This is a genomic window from Streptomyces sp. NPDC006326 (assembly GCF_040612915.1).
Taxonomy (GTDB): Bacteria; Actinomycetota; Actinomycetes; order Streptomycetales; family Streptomycetaceae; genus Streptomyces.
Window position 1 is genome coordinate 41,536 of the sequence record NZ_JBEXRC010000039.1, and the last position, 17,283, is coordinate 58,818.

Annotated in this window: 14 protein-coding genes; 2 read left to right on the plus strand and 12 right to left on the minus strand. The window is 69.5% G+C overall.

Annotated elements, in window-relative coordinates:
• Positions 1-3 precede the first annotated feature (3 nt).
• From rpsJ to rfbB, 10 genes are all read right to left on the minus strand, one after another.
• Positions 4-312, minus strand: coding sequence for a 30S ribosomal protein S10 (gene rpsJ, locus ABZ128_RS26365; RefSeq protein ID WP_003948644.1), 309 nt, complete (start codon positions 310-312; stop codon positions 4-6).
• A 543-nt stretch (positions 313-855) separates the two neighbouring features.
• Positions 856-1,977 carry a hypothetical protein gene (locus ABZ128_RS26370; protein WP_356851293.1) on the minus strand — a complete coding sequence of 374 codons (1,122 nt, stop codon included), beginning with the start codon at positions 1,975-1,977 and terminating at the stop codon, positions 856-858.
• Between the two features lie 68 nt (positions 1,978-2,045).
• Positions 2,046-4,655, minus strand: coding sequence for an N-acetylmuramoyl-L-alanine amidase (locus tag ABZ128_RS26375; protein WP_356851294.1), 2,610 nt, complete (start codon positions 4,653-4,655; stop codon positions 2,046-2,048).
• 93 nt (positions 4,656-4,748) lie between these two features.
• Positions 4,749-6,659, minus strand: a complete 1,911-nt coding sequence (locus tag ABZ128_RS26380) for a hypothetical protein (protein WP_356851295.1) — start codon at positions 6,657-6,659, stop codon at positions 4,749-4,751.
• 71 nt (positions 6,660-6,730) lie between these two features.
• Complete coding sequence (locus ABZ128_RS26385) at positions 6,731-7,636, minus strand: glycosyltransferase family 2 protein (RefSeq protein ID WP_356851296.1); 906 nt, start codon at positions 7,634-7,636, stop codon at positions 6,731-6,733.
• Between the two features lie 6 nt (positions 7,637-7,642).
• On the minus strand, positions 7,643-8,044 hold the full coding sequence (locus ABZ128_RS26390) for a DUF2304 domain-containing protein (protein ID WP_356851297.1): 402 nt from the start codon (positions 8,042-8,044) through the stop codon (positions 7,643-7,645).
• Entirely contained in the window at positions 8,044-8,730 is a 687-nt protein-coding gene (locus tag ABZ128_RS26395; RefSeq protein WP_356851298.1) for a glycosyltransferase family 2 protein, read from the minus strand. Before ABZ128_RS26395 ends, ABZ128_RS26390 begins: the two co-directional genes overlap by 1 nt.
• Before the next feature lie 68 nt (positions 8,731-8,798).
• A complete protein-coding gene (locus ABZ128_RS26400; RefSeq protein WP_356851299.1) occupies positions 8,799-10,130 on the minus strand; it encodes a hypothetical protein in 1,332 nt (443 codons plus the stop codon).
• Positions 10,127-11,047: a dTDP-4-dehydrorhamnose reductase gene (gene rfbD, locus ABZ128_RS26405; RefSeq protein ID WP_356851300.1), complete on the minus strand. Its 921-nt coding sequence runs from the start codon at positions 11,045-11,047 to the stop codon at positions 10,127-10,129. The genes ABZ128_RS26400 and rfbD overlap by 4 nt, the downstream gene beginning before the upstream one ends.
• Entirely contained in the window at positions 11,044-12,021 is a 978-nt protein-coding gene (rfbB, locus tag ABZ128_RS26410; RefSeq protein WP_356851301.1) for a dTDP-glucose 4,6-dehydratase, read from the minus strand. Before rfbB ends, rfbD begins: the two co-directional genes overlap by 4 nt.
• A gap of 83 nt (positions 12,022-12,104) precedes the next feature.
• On the opposite strand from rfbB, the gene rfbA reads away from it, so the two are divergent.
• Positions 12,105-12,980: a glucose-1-phosphate thymidylyltransferase RfbA gene (gene rfbA, locus ABZ128_RS26415; protein WP_356851302.1), complete on the plus strand. Its 876-nt coding sequence runs from the start codon at positions 12,105-12,107 to the stop codon at positions 12,978-12,980.
• Positions 12,977-13,576, plus strand: coding sequence for a dTDP-4-dehydrorhamnose 3,5-epimerase (gene rfbC, locus ABZ128_RS26420; RefSeq protein WP_356851303.1), 600 nt, complete (start codon positions 12,977-12,979; stop codon positions 13,574-13,576). The genes rfbA and rfbC overlap by 4 nt, the downstream gene beginning before the upstream one ends.
• A gap of 196 nt (positions 13,577-13,772) precedes the next feature.
• On the opposite strand, the gene tuf is transcribed toward rfbC, so the two are convergent.
• A complete protein-coding gene (gene tuf, locus ABZ128_RS26425) occupies positions 13,773-14,966 on the minus strand; it encodes an elongation factor Tu (protein WP_356851304.1) in 1,194 nt (397 codons plus the stop codon).
• A 150-nt stretch (positions 14,967-15,116) separates the two neighbouring features.
• The gene (gene fusA, locus ABZ128_RS26430) at positions 15,117-17,246 is read right to left on the minus strand and encodes an elongation factor G (protein WP_356851305.1); all 2,130 of its coding nucleotides are present in this window, start codon (positions 17,244-17,246) and stop codon (positions 15,117-15,119) included.
• Between the last annotated feature and the right edge of the window lie 37 nt (positions 17,247-17,283).

The following is a 17,283-nucleotide window of genomic DNA, read 5'->3' on the forward strand; positions in this document are numbered from 1 at the left end:
CCTTCAGAGCTTGATCTCGATGTCGACACCGGCCGGGAGGTCGAGTCGCATCAGGGAGTCAACGGTCTTCGGCGTCGGGTCGAGGATGTCGATCAGGCGCTTGTGCGTGCGCATCTCGAAGTGCTCGCGCGAGTCCTTGTACTTGTGCGGCGACTTGATGACGCAGTACACGTTCTTCTCAGTGGGCAGCGGCACCGGGCCTGCGACCGACGCACCAGTGCGGGTCACCGTCTCGACGATCTTCTTCGCCGAGGAGTCGATGACCTCGTGGTCGTAGGCCTTGAGCCGGATGCGGATCTTCTGTCCCGCCATGGCTACTCCGTAGTCCTGTCTGTTGTGGAAACGCTCTGGCTCCCGGTCGGCTGTGGACGGATCCACCGCTTCTCTCCGACCCACGCGGTCGGGCGTGTCGCACTCCCTCTCAGAAAATTCCCATACGGAAATTCCCTCGTCCAAGGGGGTGCGGTCCCAGGACCGCGGTTCGGGGGAGAAACACCCACCGAGCGCCTGGCAGGCACCGTGCTGACGCTTCCCAGAAGATTCCCGTACGTCCGCCCCATTGCTGCCCCGAAAGGCAGATAAAGGCGACGAGTACTGTGGGACTCGCTTCCGGTCCTCCCGGCGGGAGGCGCGCAGCATCGGCACTCAGCCGAGCAACTTGAGTAGTCTGCCATACAAGACACGTACTGCGCCAATCGGGCCGAAGAGAATACCCCTCCGCGCTGATCGGTCAAACCGCGCCACGCCCCCGGGCTGCCCGGGCGCCCCTTGGGGTCCGCCCGGGCCGCCCCAGGGCATCCGATCGCCCTGCCGCGGCCGGCCACGGCCCTGCCGTACGCCGGCCGCGGCCCCCGCTCAGGAGCGCGAGAGGCTGCCGCAGCCCTCCTGGCCGCCGGTGTCCATGCTCGTGCTGCGGTCGTACGGGTCCACGGGCGTCCCGGAGGGCGTGGGCCCGGTCGGCGCGTCCTCGTCGAAGACGGGGTGCAGGAACCCGTCGTGGACGTCGCAGGCGCTGTTGGCGAGGTCGACGTTGAACTTTTCGAGCCAGATCCTGCCGGCGGTGGCCTGCCACTTGCGCGGGTCGGCGATCGAGAAGGTGATCTCGCGCCGCACGATGGTGCGCTCCACCTGCTCGGCGCCCGGCCTCGCCTTCACGAACGGATAGACGAAGGTGTAGTCGGCCAGCACGTTGGCCTGGCCGGCCTCCTTGCCGGGTTCCACCCACATCCGGCCGCGGACCTTGACCACGTCGCCCACGGGCTTCAGCTCGGTCGGCTTGACCCGGCTGAACAGGTGCAGCGGGTCGTTCTCCTTCGTCGGAGCCGTCAGCGACTGCTCCAGGCGGCCGACCTGCTCCCCCAGCTTCGGGTCGAGCAGCGCCAGCGCCGCCCCGGGCCGCTCCCCGCGCAGGGTCGCCGGGTCCAGGTTGGCCGCGACCAGGAACTGCTTTGCCTTCTCCAGCGCGTCGGCGACCTGCTCCTTGCTCATCCCGCCGACGGCCTCGGCCTCCGGGACCTCGATCCCGGCCGCGCCGTCGGCCCACTGCAGGGCCGGGGAGCCCTTGAAGGGCTCCTTGAGGGTGGGCCGGTCCGGGTACAGGGCCGAGGGCGGGGCGCTGGGCCGGGCGGTCTCGGCGGGCAGCGGCTCGCGGGCCGTGTCGTCCTGCGCTGCCTTGCCGGTCACCCGGTCGATGACCAGCTCCGGGCGGACGGTGATCAGCGCGAGGGCGGCGATGAAGACGACGGCCGCCGCCGCCTTGAGCCGCCTGCCCCTCCCCCGCCCTTGCATCTGCTGCCAGGCCGGACCGGTGCGCCAGCCGGGCGGCTCGGCGGACTCGTTGCGCAGCCGGGCGGTGACCCTGCGCGCCCGGGCGGACGGCTCCCGGGGGGCCTGGCCCGCGCCCGCCTCGGCCTGCTCCATGAACCGCGCCCACTCCTCGTCGGAGACGGCAGGTCGGTCGTCGTTGTTCGTTCCCATGTCCCACCCCTGAAATGTCCGGGGCCCCCAGGACCTTGGTCCTGGGGGCCCCGCCGTCACTGCTCAGTTCACTTGGTGAAGTAGCCCGTGATGTCCGCGATCAGATCCACGGTGCCCTGGTTGTTGAAGAAGCTCACCTTCCCGTCCACCACCGGCACGACCACCAGGTTCGGGATCGTCTGGCCCGGGGTGAAGTTCAGGTTCGAGGCACTGCTGCGCGTCGTACCGCTCGGATAGACCGACACGAAGCTCGGCTGCGTCGGGTTCGTCGCCGTCACATTGAGCACCACGGCCGTCACGCCCGTTGCCGGGATCCCGTTCGTACCCGCCACCGGCAGCGTCACCACACCGCCCGCACCGACCTTCGCCTGCGGCACGCCCAGACCCGCACGCGTGTCCATCAGACGCTTGGGACCGATGTTCGTGTGCGTCGCGCCGTCACCCGCCGAGGTGAAGTAGCCCGTGATGTCCGCGATCAGATCCACGGTGCCCTGGTTGTTGAAGAAGCTCACCTTCCCGTCCACCACCGGGACCACGACCAGGTTCGGGATCGTCTGGCCCGGGGTGAAGTTCAGGTTCGAGGCACTGCTGCGCGTCGTACCGCTCGGATAGACCGACACGAAGCTCGGCTCGGTCGGGTTCGTCGCCGTCACGTTCAGCACCACGGCCGTCACACCGGTCGCCGGGATCCCGTTCGTACCCGCCACCGGCAGCGTCACCACACCGCCCGCACCGACCTTCGCCTGCGGCACGCCCAGACCCGCACGCGTGTCCATCAGACGCTTCGGACCGATGTTCGTGTGCGTCGCGCCCTCGCCGGCCGAGGTGAAGTAGCCCGTGATGTCCGCGATCAGATCCACGGTGCCCTGGTTGTTGAAGAAGCTCACCTTCCCGTCCACCACCGGCACGACCACCAGGTTCGGGATCGTCTGGCCCGGGGTGAAGTTCAGGTTCGAGGCACTGCTGCGCGTCGTACCGCTCGGGTAGACCGACACGAAGCTCGGCTGCGTCGGGTTCGTCGCCGTCACGTTCAGCACCACGGCCGTCACACCGGTCGCCGGGATCCCGTTCGTACCCGCCACCGGCAGCGTCACCACACCGCCCGCACCGACCTTCGCCTGCGGCACGCCCAGACCCGCACGCGTGTCCATCAGACGCTTGGGGGTGACCGGGACGAACGTGGCCGCCTTCACCTCCGCCACGACGGTGACGGGGAGGCTGGTGGAGGTCTTGCCGTTCACCGTGGTCGCCTTGACCTGCACCTTGTGGGTACCGGTGGTCAGCGTCGTGGTCGCCGTACGGGCGGTGCCGGCCGCGGAGGCGGCGGAGGCGCCGTCCACCAGCAGCTCGAAGCCGCTGATCCGGTCGCTCGCCGTGCTGGTCGACCAGCCCACGGACAGGACCCCGTCGGACTTGGCGTCGACGCCCGGCTGGACCGCCACCCCGTTCACGGTGGCCACCTTCAGCTGCGCCGCGGGGCCGGAGGTGCGGACCGTGCCGAGCTGCCCGTACAGCGAGGTGCCCGGGCACTCGGTGTTGAAGCCGTCGCGGTGGCCCGACAGCGACTTGAACGTGTAGGTCTGGCCCTTGGTGAACTCGGTGCCGAAGAAGTTCTTCTGGGTGTCGCCCGCGGTCAGCGTCGTGGTGCCGTTCAGGTCGCCGTCGTACTGGCCCAGCTTGTAGGCGGCGATCCGGCTGACGGCGTCCAGCGCGGCGTCCGGGGCCCCGGCGCTCGTGTAGTCGCCGAGGACGGCGATGCCCGCCGACTCGCTGTTCCAGCCGTAGGTGTGCGCGCCGAGCACGGGCTGGTCGATGCCGCCCTGCCGGCCCTCGAAGATGGTGCCGCACTTGTCGACGAGGAAGTTGTAGCCGAGGTCGCGCCAGCCGCTGGTCTTCACGTGGTAGACGTGGATGCCGCGGACGATGGCCGCGGATTCCGAGCAGTCGTACGGCTGGCTGTCGGCGGTGTGGTGGACGAAGACCGCCTTGACCTTCCCGCCGGGGAGGTAGACGGGGCCCTCGTTGTTCAGCGTCTCGTCCGCGCCCCATTCCAGCCGCGAGACCACGGTGGGCTTGGGCGCGGTGGAGGCCGGTCCGGGGTCGGCCGTGGTGGTGGCGAAGGCCGCCGGGTCGGTCTGCGGGGAGTCGCCCTTCTTCGCCGGGATGCGGGAGCCGCCCGGGTCGACCAGGTTCAGCTCCATGCCGGCGGGGAGTGCCCCGCCGCCGCGCACCCGTACCTCGGCACCGTCGGAGGCGCCGACCCACACGGGCTCGGTGGCGCCGTGCGCCGCGGGGCGCTTGCCGTCCATACCGGCCTTGATCGGCTCAAGGGCGATCCAGCGCGACCACTTCCCGGTCCGGGCGTCCCGGGCGCGGGCCTCCATGGTGCCCTTCACCTGCGCCGCGGGGTCCGTCCAGGAGACGCCGAGCAGGCCGAAGGGCTGCGTCGTCTGCTGCGAGACCACGGCCTCGCCGTTCCCCTTGGGCTTCAGTGCGAGCTTGTGGACCTTGCCCTCCAGGGGGCGGCCCGCCGAGCGGCCCGTGGCGCCGTACCCCGGGACGGGCTTGCCGCTCGCCGCATCCACCTCGGATCCGTCGGCCATCCCCTGGACGCCCAGCACCGCGACGACACCGAGCGCGGCGGCCAAAGCCGTACCGCGTACACGACCCAGTCTCAAGTTGTCCCCACCCCTGTAGCGAACCGATCCGATGACACCACTGACCGGGCGGATGCTACTGGCCCCCGGTCCGGGCCGGTTCAGGGGGGTGCCCTAGTTCTTGCCCTGCTCCTCGTCCAGCTCCTTGTCCTGCTTCTTGTCCTGCGCCCTGCGCTGCGCCTTCTCCTTCTCCTGGTCCCTCTCGATGTCCGCCCGGGAGCGGACCTTCGCGGGCGCCTTCAGCCCGCAGACGGAGGGCCAGTCGTCGGCGACGATGCCCGCGCACCAGATGAAGTCCTCGATGGGGCCGGGCTTCCAGTCGTGCTTCTCGATGTCCGCGCAGTCCTTGCGGGGGGAGAAGCGCGGGCAGCTCCCGTCCCGCTCCTTGATGGTGTGCGCGCGGTAGGCGTCGATGCCCATGGAGTCGACGTCCGACGAGGGCATGTAGCGGTTGACGGACCAGGACGCCCCCATCGTCGCGAAGAGGGCCAGTACGCACACCATGCCGGCGGCGAGCTGCTGGACCACCCGCCGGGGGATGACCGCCGTGGCGGCGGCCCGCTCGGCGCCGCGCTGCCGCACGGTGCGCTCCACCCAGCCGGAGCCCCGGTGGACTACCGCCATCAGGCCGAACACGGCCAGGATCATCAGGCAGTACATGATGATCCAGGTGGTCCGCGGGTAGAGCTGTACGGCCTTGTCGTGGACCATGTGCGAGGCGAACCAGAAGCGCGCGAGCCAGGCGCCGGCCAGCACTGCCGCCGTGGTGCGGACCATGACGCTGCGCAGCCCGAGGCCGATGCCGAGGCCCACCCCGAACAGCAGCAGCAGCGCGAACCCGCTCTGCCCCGCCATCTCGCCGGCCACCGGCCAGGTCTGGTACGTCAGCGTCCCGGCCCGGTCGGAGGTCCAGCCCAGGACGTACGTCGGGTCCACGTAGACGGCGAGGAAGGCGTACCGGTCCGGGTTCTCGGCCCCCAGCCGCGCCATCTGGTACAGCAGCGGGGCACCGACGACACCGGCCGTGGCCACGGTGGCGCCGACGAACAGCCCGGCCCGCCGGACCGCCGCCGCGCCACCGCGCCAGGGGAAGAGGAACAGGGCGGCGACGAGGGCACCGGGCGCGGCCCACACGTACCAGCCGGAGTACCAGAGGAACAGCACGCCGAAGACCAGGCCGAGGCCCGCGCCGCGCAGCAGCAGCTGCCGGGGGCTGCGCCGGGCCGCCCGGCGCATCTCGCGCAGCCAGCAGCCGAGCAGCGGCAGCAGGATGATCATGACGATGTGGCTGTACGGGCGGATCGGGTCGAGGAAGAGCACGGCGGCGGGAACGGCGATCAGCAGCGCCCAGAACGGCCGCAGCAGCAGGCGCCAGGCCAGGTAGGCCATCGGGCCGGCCACGGCCGTGAAGAAGATCTGCAGGTCGTGCAGGGCGAAGCCGGTCTCTCCGCGGCCGTTGTAGCGGATCTTCGCCCAGAGGGCGATCAGCGCCGGGAAGGCGGGCGGGTAGATGCCCGACATGCCCTCGTGGTGCAGGAAGGAGTTGGCCATGTCGATCAGGACGCCCGGGTCGCCCTCCTGGCCGCCGAGCGCGTGGGGCGTGCCGCGCAGGGCGACGACGATGCCTCCGGCGATGACGCCGGTGGCCAGGCCGGCCAGGGCCGCGCAGACCAGGCGCTTGACCAGCTGGTGGCAGCGCAGGCTCCCCCGGTGCGCGGTGTACAGCAGCACCGCGAGAAGCGGCAGGCCGAGGAGGGCCGCGTACTGCTGGAGCGCGGCGAGGCCGCTGACCTGGCCGAGGCGGACGAGCGGGTTCACGCTGATGCGCCCGCACAGCACCGTGTAGCCGAGGGCCGCCACGACGCTCACCACGGCCTCGGCGAGCGGGAGCACCCAGCGCCGGGACGTCCACGGGCGGCTGCCCGGTGCGGGGGACGAGACGGGCTTGCCGTCCGCGGTACCGGTACCGGCCCGGCTCTGTGCCGTGCCGGGTTCTCCGACGACCCCGGGGGCCAGGTGTGTCATCTCAGTCCAATTCCGTCGCGGAGGTGACCGCGGGTCGGGCCCGGCGGCCTCTGGGTGCGGGGAACGCCCGGTCAGTCGGCTCGCTGACCGGCGGTGAAGGCGTGCCGGGCGAGCGTACGTACGCCGTCACGCTGTCCGCGGCGCAGCGCGCCGGGCAGCATGGTGATCGCGTGGAGCCGGGAGCCGCTGTGGAAGCGGGCCGCGCGGGCGGCCTTGGGCCAGCCGCGGGCGTCCATCCGGTCGGCCACGGCGTTGAAGTACCGCTCGGCCTCGGTGAAGCGGGTGCCGGAGAAGGCCTGGACGGAGGATTCGCTGACGGCGTGCCGGCGGTACTGGAAGACGGTGGCCGACTCGTCGATCACCATCTGCTCGCCGAGTTCGAGCAGGTCGACGACGAGGGCCAGGTCCTGGATGACCGAGTACTCGTCGCGGAAGTTGACCGCGCGCAGGGCCTCGCCGCGCCAGGCGATCGAGGGGAAGTACAGCCAGTTGCCGCGCAGCACGCTGGCGGCGAGCTCCTCGCCGCCCATCAGGCGCCGGCCCTTGACCTGCGGGGCGTACAGCCGCCGCTTGGTCTGGTCGGCCAGCCCGTACGCCACCTTGCCGTCGCCGTCGATCACCTCGACGCCGGGCTGGACCATGCCGATGCCCGGGCGGTCCTCGATGATCTTGCGTACGGTTTCCAGGTAGTGCGGGTGCAGCAGGTCGTCGCAGCCCATGATGACGACGTAGTCGGCCTCGGAGAGGCGTACGCACTTCTGGAAGTTCTTCGTGATGCCGAGGTTCTGCTCGTTGCGGGTGTAGTGGACCCGCTCGTCGCCGAGCGCCTCGAACCAGCCCGGCACGTCCGGCTCCTTGCCGTCGTCGATGACGACGAGGCGGAAGTCCGGGTCGGTCTGGGCCAGGACGCTGCGGACGGCGTCCTGCATCAGCTGCACGTCCCCGTAGTAGGGGAGCATGAAGTCGAAGGTCACCACGGGGCGTCAGGCCTTCACGGAGTCGGAGTCGTGGCTCGTCGCGGCCTGCTTGGAGCCGAGCCGCTCGTCGTTGTGCCGGGCGCCCTCGCTGAGCGCCACCGTCCGGGCCAGGTCGGTGAGCTTCTTCTCCAGCGACCGGAAGCGCAGGAAGGTGTTGAGGGTCAGGAAGCCCATCGCCAGCACCATGACGTACAGCACGAGGTCGGTGCCGCGGCCGACGCCGAGCTGGTGGGCGACCCAGGTCACGTCGGTGGGGCGGAGCACCGCGTACACGTTGACGACCACGAACACCGAGAACGCGATGCGCTTCCAGGCGCGGTTCTTGGCCTGGCCCCACGTGCGTATGAAGACGAGGGCCATCGACACCGAGCCCGCGATGAGCAGCAGCTGAATCCAGAAGTACTTCATCAGCGGCCACGCTCCCGCATAGTGATGTCGAAGATGATGTTGACGCCGTTGATCAGGGACTGGCCCTTGGCGCGCGAGTACTCGGTGTACAGGATGTCCACCGGCACCTCGGCGACGCGCAGGCCGGAGCCGGCGAGGAAGCCGACGATCTCGGACGCGTGCGCCATGCCGTTCATGGTGATGTTCAGCTGCTCGGCCGCCTTGCGGCTGAGCACCCGCAGCCCGTTGTGCGCGTCGGTGAGCTTGAGCTTGCGGGCGGTCGGGCTGACGGCCGCCGCCGTGCGCAGCACGACCCGCTTGATCCACGGCACCTGGCCGTTCTGCTCGATGAAGCGGGAGCCGAGCACCACGTCGACCTCTCCCCCGCGCAGCAGCTCGACCATCTTCTCCACGTCGGCCGTCTGGTGCTGGCCGTCGGCGTCGAAGGTCGCGAAGTAGCGGGCGCCGGGCTGGGCGAGCGCGTACTTGAGGCCGGTCTGCAGGGCGGCGCCCTGGCCGAGGTTGACCGGGTGGCGCACCAGGTGGGCGCCCGTGGTCGCGATGTGCTCGGCCGAGTCGTCGGAGCTGCCGTCGTCGACGACGACTATGTTCGGGAAGGTCTCGCGCGCTCCCTCGACCACACCCGCGATCACCTGACCCTCGTTATAGGCCGGTATGACCAGCCAGACATCGTCGTATTGGGACACGGTAGCTCCAGCGGAATGTGGCACGTGCGAGTGCTCGGTGATCGATGGGACGTCGTAGGCCGACACGGTCACTCCCCGACCGTACGGGCGCCCAGCGGGCTTGCGGCGACCTCGCGCCCGGGGCCCTCGGCGGTGCCCGGGGCCGCTCCGGGGAACCCCAGCCTCAGCACGGTCAGCATACCGAGCACGGTGGCCAGGGAGCCCAGGGCGTAGGCCAGGATGACCCTCAGGGCGACGTCACCCGGGGCGAAGGTGACGGCGACCAGGACTGCGGCGCCGACGGCCCAGCACAGCAACTGCAGGTGGTGCCGCTTGAATACCATCAGCGCCTGTCCGAGCACCATCGCGAACATGTACGCCACGGTGCCCGCGGACAACAGGAAGAAGTCGAGGCAGCCCAGGACGGGACAGGCGTCGAACAGCACCTCGATCAGCCACGGCCCGAAGGCGGTGGCGGGCACTCCGCCGGCCAGTCCGAGCAGCAGGACCACCACGCCGATCCGGCGCAGCATCGCCGAGAACGCCGCCCGGTCCCCCGCCGTGTAGGCCGCGGTGAGCCCGCCCAGCAGCGAGGCCTGGAGCGAACCGAAGACGAACAGCGGTACGCGGGCCAGGACCAGCGCGTTCAGCAGCGCGCCGATCAGGGCGCTGTCCGTGGGCGCCAGCAGCTTGGTGCTCATCACGGCGGCGTTGACGACCACCTGGGAGAGCAGGGTCGAGCAGATCAACAGGCCCAGCCCGCCGGTCAGTTCCCGCCAGGCGATGTCCTCGCCGGGGCCGGCGGCGCGCAGCAGCACCGGCAGGGTCACCAGCATCGCGGCCACGGGCGCGACCGCGAGGACCAGGCTGAAGGCGAGCGCGGAGTGCAGTCCGAGGAGGGCGCACCCGAACGCGAGGACGATCCGCAGGCCGCCGTCGACGGCGAGCTGGACGCCGTACGCGCCGAACCGGCCGAGGCCGGCCAGCACGCCGCGGGTCAGGTAGCAGACGGCCATGCCGGTGAAGGCACCGCCGAGCGCGGCCACGAGACTACGGTCCCCGCGGAACAGAAGGTCCGCGAGCGGGGCCGCGCCGAGCCCGAGGACCAGCAGCGTCGCGCCGAGCATCCCCGCGGTCAGGAGGGTGGCGCGGCGCAGTACGGGGGCGGCCCCCTGGCCGAGGACCGCGCGGGCGGCGACGATCCGGGTGAGCTCCTGCTCGATGGGGAAGAAGACGCCGATGCCGACCGACATGACGATCGTCCACAGCACCGACACGTTCGCCATGGCGTCGCTGGACAGGCTGTGTCCGGCCACGCCCAGGTGGACGTACGAGGCGGCGCCGAGCACGACGGTGCCGCCGGCCACCGCGACGGTGCCCGGCGGCAGCGCCGCGCTCACCTTGTCCAGCAGGGCTTTCATCCCGCTCGGCCCTTCCTGGCCGCTTTCGCGAGTGCCGCGAAGCCGGGGGTGGCGAGCGCCTCGGCCAGCTGCTCCTGCCAGTCGGCGAGCGGGGCGAGGCCGGCCTCGGCCCACTGGTCGTGCGCGAGCACGCTGAAGGCGGGGCGGACGGCGGGGCGGACGAAGGCCTCGGAGGTGGTGGGCCGGATCCGCTCCGGGTCCAGTCCGCTCAGCCGGTAGGTCTCGCGGGCCAGTCCCATCCAGGTGGTCCGGCCGCTCGCGGTGCCGTGGTAGACGCCGCCCATGGCCCAGCCCTTCAGCGCGGCGAGGCCCAGCTCGACGAGGTGGCGGGCCAGCGCGTAGGACCAGGTGGGCTGGCCGTGCTGGTCGTCGACCACGTCGAGGGTGTCGCGCTGGGCGGCCAGCTTGAGCATGGTGGCGACGAAGTTCGGCCCGTGCTCGCCGTACAGCCAGGCGGTCCGGACTATGTAGCCGTCCTGCGGAAGCAGTTCGGCGACGGCCCGCTCGCCGGCCAGCTTGGAGCGCCCGTACGCGTTGACCGGGCCGGTCTCGGCGTCCTCGCGGTACGGCTCGGTGGCGTCGCCGGGGAGCACGTAGTCGGTGGAGACGTGGATCAGGCGCACGTGGGCCGCGGCACACGCCTCGGCGAGGACGCGTACGCCGGTGCCGTTGACGGCGGTTGCCGCTTCCTCGGCGGTCTCGGCGCCGTCGACGTCGGTCCAGGCGGCGCAGTTGACGACCACGTCGACACCCTCGACGGCCGCGCGGACCGCGGCCGGGTCGGTGATGTCCAGGTCGTCGCGGCGCAGGCCCACGGCCTCGATCCGGGCGCGCTTCAGGGCGGTCAGGACGTCCTGACCGAGCATCCCGGCGGCGCCGGTGACGAGCCAGCGCCCCGCCGACGGGTTGGTCCTCACTTCTGCAGGGCCGCCTTCGCCTTCAGCGGCTCCCACCAGGCGCGGTTCTCGCGGTACCAGTCGATGGTGGCCTTGATGCCGTCCTCGAAGGTGACCTGCGGGGCGTACCCGAGCTCGGAGCCGATCTTGCTGATGTCGATGGAGTAGCGCAGGTCGTGGCCCTTGCGGTCCTCGACGTGCTCGACCATGTCCCAGCCCAGGCCGGCGGCCTCCAGCAGCACGCCGGTCAGCTCCTTGTTGGTGAGCTCGGTGCCGCCGCCGATGTTGTAGACCTCGCCGGCGCGGCCCTTGCGCATGGCCAGGTCGATGCCGCGGCAGTGGTCGGAGACGTGCAGCCAGTCGCGGACGTTGCCGCCGTTGCCGTACAGCGGGACCTTCCTGCCGTCCATCAGGTTCGAGACGAACAGCGGGATGACCTTCTCCGGGAACTGGTAGTGCCCGTAGTTGTTGGAGCAGCGCGTGACGACGACGTCCATGCCGTGCGTCCGGGCGTAGGCCAGCGCGAGCAGGTCGGAGGAGGCCTTGGAGGCGGAGTACGGGGAGTTCGGGACCAGCGGCCACTCCTCGGTCCAGGAGCCCTCGTTGATCGAGCCGTACACCTCGTCGGTGGAGATGTGCACGAAGCGGCCGACGCCGTGCTTGCGGGCCGCGTCCAGCAGGACCTGCGTACCGACGACGTTGGTCATCACGAAGGGGCCCGCACCGGCGATCGAGCGGTCCACGTGGGACTCGGCGGCGAAGTGCACGACGACGTCGTGACCGGGCATCACCTGGTCGACGGCCTCGGCGTCGCAGATGTCGCCCTTGACGAAGCTGTAACCGGGGTGGTCCGCGACCGGCGCCAGGTTGGCCTCGACACCGGAGTAGGTCAGCTTGTCGAAGACCGTGATCTGGGCCGATGCATCCGCACCGAGCTGCTGGCGGACAAATTCAGAACCGATGAAGCCGGCGCCGCCGGTCACGAGGATGCGCATAATACGGAGAGTCTAGCGGCTGGCACACCGCCCCCCTGGCCCGGACCTCGGCCCTCCGGATGCTCTCGCATAGGGTTGTGGGCATGCGTGGAATTCTCTTGGCCGGCGGCACCGGATCCCGACTCTGGCCGCTGACCCGGGCAGTCTCGAAGCAGCTGCTCCCCGTCTTCGACAAGCCGATGATCTATTACCCGCTTTCCACCCTGGTCATGGCAGGAATCAGTGAGATTCTCGTCATCACCACGCCGGAGGACCGGGCCCAGTTCGAGCGTCTGCTCGGCGACGGCTCCCAGTTCGGCATCCGGCTGGAATACGCGGTCCAGGAGCGCCCCGAGGGCATCGCCCAGGCCTTCGTGCTCGGCGCCGACTTCATCGGCGACGAGTCCGTGGCCCTGATCCTCGGCGACAACATCTTCCACGGCAGCGGCCTCGGCACCCGCCTCGCCGAGCACACCGACTCCAAGGGCGGCCGGGTCTTCGCCTACCCGGTGGCGGACCCGACGGCCTACGGCGTGGTCGAGTTCGACGAGAACGGCCAGGCCATCTCCATCGAGGAGAAGCCGGCCAAGCCCAAGTCCCGCTACGCGGTGCCGGGTCTGTACTTCTACGACAACCGCGTCGTCGAGATCGCCCGCGGCCTCAAGCCCAGCGCCCGCGGCGAACTGGAGATCACCGCGGTCAACGACGCGTACCTCCAGGCCGGTGAGTTGAATGTCACCATCCTCGACCGCGGCACCGCCTGGCTGGACACCGGGACCTTCGTCTCCATGGTCCAGGCCTCGGAGTTCGTCCGGGTGATCGAGGAACGCCAGGGCTTCAAGATCGGCTGCATCGAGGAAGCCGCCTGGCGCGCCGGTCTCATCGATTCCGCGCAGCTGCGCGCCCTGGCCGAGCCGCTGCTCAAGAGCGGTTACGGCGACTACCTGCTGGGTCTGCTCGACGAGGAGGCGTCCCGATGAAGTTCCGCGAGCTCTCGGTGGCCGGTGCCTACGAGATCACCCCCCAGCTGCACGGCGACCCGCGCGGCCTGTTCACCGAGTGGTACCGCTTCGACAAGCTGTCCGAGGTCGTCGGCCACCCGCTGAACCTGGCGCAGGCGAACCTCTCGGTCTCCTCGCGCGGCGTGGTCCGCGGCATCCACTTCGCCGACGTGCCGCGCGGCCAGGCCAAGTACGTCACCTGCGTCCGCGGCGCCGTCCTCGACGTCATCGTGGACCTGCGGGTCGGCTCGCCGACCTTCGGCCGCTGGGAGGGCGTCCGCCTGGACGACGTGGACCGGCGCGCGGTCTACCTCTCCGAGGGCCTCGGCCACGGGTTCTGCGCCCTGAGCGACGACGCCACGCTGTCGTACCTCTGCTCGGAGACGTACAACCCGACCGCCGAGCACTCGGTCCACCCGCTCGATCCCGAGCTGGGCATCGAATGGCCGGCCGACACCCCGCTGCTGTCCGCCCGCGACGAGGCCGCCCCGTCGCTCGCGGAGGCCGTGGCCACGGGCCTGCTCCCCGACTACGCGGTCTGCCAGGAGTTCACGGAGTCGCTGCGCGTGGACTGAGCTCCACCACCGCCGTACGACGCAGGGCCGCACCCGAGCGGGGTGCGGCCCTTCGTCGTGCCCCGGAGCGCAGGGGAGTCCACGGGCGCAACGGCATACGGAAAAGGGCCCCTCCCCCCTCGCGTGAGCGACGGGGAAGGAGCCCTTCCGTCAAACATGGTGCCCGCTCGCGCGAGCTACCAGGTCAGAACACGAATTACTTCGTGATCTTGGTGACCTGGCCGGCGCCGACCGTACGACCACCCTCACGGATGGCGAACTTCAGGCCCTCCTCCATGGCGACCGGCTGGATCAGCGCGACCGACATCTCGGTGTTGTCGCCCGGCATGACCATCTCGGTGCCCTGCGGGAGGGTCACGACGCCGGTCACGTCCGTGGTACGGAAGTAGAACTGCGGGCGGTAGTTGTTGAAGAACGGGGTGTGACGGCCACCCTCGTCCTTCGACAGGATGTAGGCCTGGGCCTCGAACTCGGTGTGCGGCGTGACCGAACCGGGCTTGATGATGACCTGGCCGCGCTCGACGTCCTCGCGCTTGATGCCACGGAGGAGCAGACCGACGTTCTCACCGGCCTGGCCCTCGTCGAGCAGCTTGCGGAACATCTCGATACCGGTGACCGTGGTGGTGGTCTTCTCTTCCTTGATACCGATGATGTCGACGGTCTCGTTGACCTTCAGGACACCACGCTCGATACGGCCGGTGACGACCGTACCGCGACCGGTGATCGTGAAGACGTCCTCGACGGGCATGAGGAACGGCTTCTCGGTGTCACGCGGCGGGGTGGGGATGGACTCGTCCACGGCCTTCATGAGGCCGAGGAGCTTCTCGCCCCACTCCTTGTCGCCCTCAAGGGCCTTCAGCGCGGAGACGCGGACGACCGGCAGGTCGTCGCCCGGGAACTCGTACTCGGAGAGCAGCTCACGGACCTCGAGCTCGACGAGCTCCAGGATCTCCTCGTCGTCCACCATGTCGGCCTTGTTCAGGGCGACGACGATGTACGGAACGCCGACCTGGCGGGCCAGGAGCACGTGCTCCTTGGTCTGCGGCATCGGGCCGTCGGTGGCGGCGACCACGAGGATGGCGCCGTCCATCTGCGCGGCACCGGTGATCATGTTCTTGATGTAGTCCGCGTGACCCGGGCAGTCGACGTGGGCGTAGTGACGCGCCTCGGTCTGGTACTCGACGTGCGCGATGGAGATGGTGATACCGCGCTGGCGCTCCTCAGGAGCCTTGTCGATCTGGTCGAAGGCCGAGGCCTCGTTCAGGTCCGGGTACGCGTCGTGCAGCACCTTGGTAATGGCGGCCGTGAGGGTCGTCTTACCGTGGTCAATGTGACCGATGGTGCCGATGTTGACGTGCGGCTTAGTCCGCTCGAACTTCGCCTTCGCCACGGGGGTCCTCCTGGAGAGTGGTTCTGTACGCCTTACTCATCGGCGCCAGGTGATCTTTGCTGGATTGCCGTCCCCTCCGGGGCAACAAGAGGTTTGCTCCTGATGCCCCGGAGGTTCCGGTGATTAGCCTAAAGCGTGAACTCGGGAGAGTTACTCGCCCTTGGCCTTCGCGATGATCTCCTCGGCGACGTTCCTGGGAACCTCGGCGTAGGAGTCGAACTGCATCGAGTAGCTGGCGCGACCCGAGGTCTTGCTGCGGAGGTCTCCGACGTAGCCGAACATCTCCGAAAGCGGCACGAGGCCCTTCACGACGCGGGCGCCGCTGCGCTCCTCCATGGCCTGGATCTGGCCACGGCGAGAGTTGATGTCGCCGATGACGTCGCCCATGTAGTCCTCGGGCGTGGTGACCTCAACGGCCATCATCGGCTCAAGGAGCACGGGAGAAGCCTTGCGCGCGGCCTCCTTGAAGGCCTGCGAACCGGCGATCTTGAACGCGAGCTCGGAGGAGTCGACCTCGTGGTAGCCACCGTCGAGAAGGATGACGCGGACGCCGGTCATCTCGTAGCCGGCGAGGATGCCGAACTGCATGGCCTCCTGCGCACCCGCGTCCACCGAAGGGATGTACTCCTTCGGGATGCGGCCACCGGTGACCTTGTTCACGAACTCGTAGGCAGGGCCCTCGGAGTCCGTGATCGGCTCGATCGCGATCTGCACCTTGGCGAACTGACCGGTACCACCGGTCTGCTTCTTGTGGGTGTAGTCGTGACGCTCGACGGCCTTGCGGATCGTCTCGCGGTACGCGACCTGCGGCTTGCCGACGTTGGCCTCGACCTTGAACTCACGGCGCATGCGGTCGACCAGCACCTCAAGGTGCAGCTCGCCCATACCGCCGATGATGGTCTGGCCGGTCTCCTCGTCCGAGTGGACCTGGAAGGAGGGGTCCTCCTCCGCGAGACGCTGGATGGCGACACCCAGCTTCTCCTGGTCACCCTTGGACTTGGGCTCGATGGCGACCTGGATGACCGGGGCCGGGAAGTCCATGGACTCCAGGATGACCTGGTCCTTCTCGTCGCACAGCGTCTCACCGGTGGTGGTCTGCTTCAGGCCCATGACGGCGACGATGTCGCCGGCGCCCACCGAGTCGATCTCCTCACGCTTGTTCGCGTGCATGCGGTAGATCTTGCCGATGCGCTCCTTCTTGCCCTTGACGGAGTTCGTCACGGCGGTGCCGGACTCCAGGCGGCCCGAGTAAACCCGGACGAAGGTGAGCTTGCCGAGGTGCGGGTCGCTCATGATCTTGAACGCGAGGGCCGCGAGCGGCTCGTCGTCGGACGGCTTGCGCTTGACGACGACCTCGGCGTCCTTGACGTCGTGGCCCTCGATGGCCTCGACGTCCAGGGGCGACGGCAGGTAGCGGACCACGGCGTCGAGCAGGGGCTGAACACCCTTGTTCTTGAACGCGGTGCCACAGAACACCGCGGTGACCGTGGTGCCCTTCGACTTGCCGGACGCGATGATGATGCGACGGACGGCGGCGTGCAGCTGCTCCACGGACGGCTCCTCGCCGTTCAGGAAGAGCTCCATGATCTCGTCGTCGTTCTCGGCGACGGTCTCGACCAGCTTGCCGCGCCACTCTTCGGCAGCCTCGGTGTGCGTGGCCGGGATGTCGACGATGTCGTACATCTCGCCCTTGGTCGCCTCGGCGGACCAGACGAACGCCTTCATGGTGACGAGGTCGACGACACCCTGGAAGTCGGCCTCGGCGCCGATCGGCAGCTGCATGACGATCGGAACCGCGCCCAGGCGCTCCTCGATCATGTCGACGCAGCGGTGGAACTCGGCGCCGGTGCGGTCCAGCTTGTTGACGAAGCAGATCCGCGGCACGCCGTAACGGTCGGCCTGACGCCACACCGTCTCCGACTGCGGCTCCACACCGGCGACGCCGTCGAACACGGTGACGGCACCGTCGAGGACGCGGAGCGAACGCTCCACCTCGACCGTGAAGTCCACGTGACCCGGGGTGTCGATGATGTTGATGGTGTGGTCGACGTCCTCGAGCGGCCAGTGGCAGGTCGTCGCGGCGGACGTGATGGTGATGCCGCGCTCCTGCTCCTGCTCCATCCAGTCCATCGTGGCAGCGCCGTCGTGGACTTCACCGATCTTGTACGAGACACCGGTGTAGAACAGGATGCGCTCGGTGGTGGTCGTCTTGCCCGCGTCGATGTGGGCCATGATTCCGATGTTGCGAACCTTGGCCAGGTCAAGCGAAGTGGTAGCCATAAGGCTTCAGTCTTCTCTCGGTCTCGATGTGGGTGCG

Excerpts from the sequence above, each read along its gene's own strand:
- ABZ128_RS26400 (WP_356851299.1), bottom strand. The coding sequence starts at position 10,130 with ATGAAAGCCCTGCTGGACAAGGTGAGCGCGGCGCTGCCGCCGGGCACC.
- rfbC (WP_356851303.1), top strand. The coding sequence starts at position 12,977 with ATGAAGTTCCGCGAGCTCTCGGTGGCCGGTGCCTACGAGATCACCCCC.
- fusA (WP_356851305.1), bottom strand. The coding sequence starts at position 17,246 with ATGGCTACCACTTCGCTTGACCTGGCCAAGGTTCGCAACATCGGAATC.
- ABZ128_RS26370 (WP_356851293.1), bottom strand. The coding sequence starts at position 1,977 with ATGGGAACGAACAACGACGACCGACCTGCCGTCTCCGACGAGGAGTGG.
- ABZ128_RS26390 (WP_356851297.1), bottom strand. The coding sequence starts at position 8,044 with ATGAAGTACTTCTGGATTCAGCTGCTGCTCATCGCGGGCTCGGTGTCG.
- ABZ128_RS26380 (WP_356851295.1), bottom strand. The coding sequence starts at position 6,659 with ATGACACACCTGGCCCCCGGGGTCGTCGGAGAACCCGGCACGGCACAG.
- rfbB (WP_356851301.1), bottom strand. The coding sequence starts at position 12,021 with ATGCGCATCCTCGTGACCGGCGGCGCCGGCTTCATCGGTTCTGAATTT.
- rpsJ (WP_003948644.1), bottom strand. The coding sequence starts at position 312 with ATGGCGGGACAGAAGATCCGCATCCGGCTCAAGGCCTACGACCACGAG.
- rfbA (WP_356851302.1), top strand. The coding sequence starts at position 12,105 with ATGCGTGGAATTCTCTTGGCCGGCGGCACCGGATCCCGACTCTGGCCG.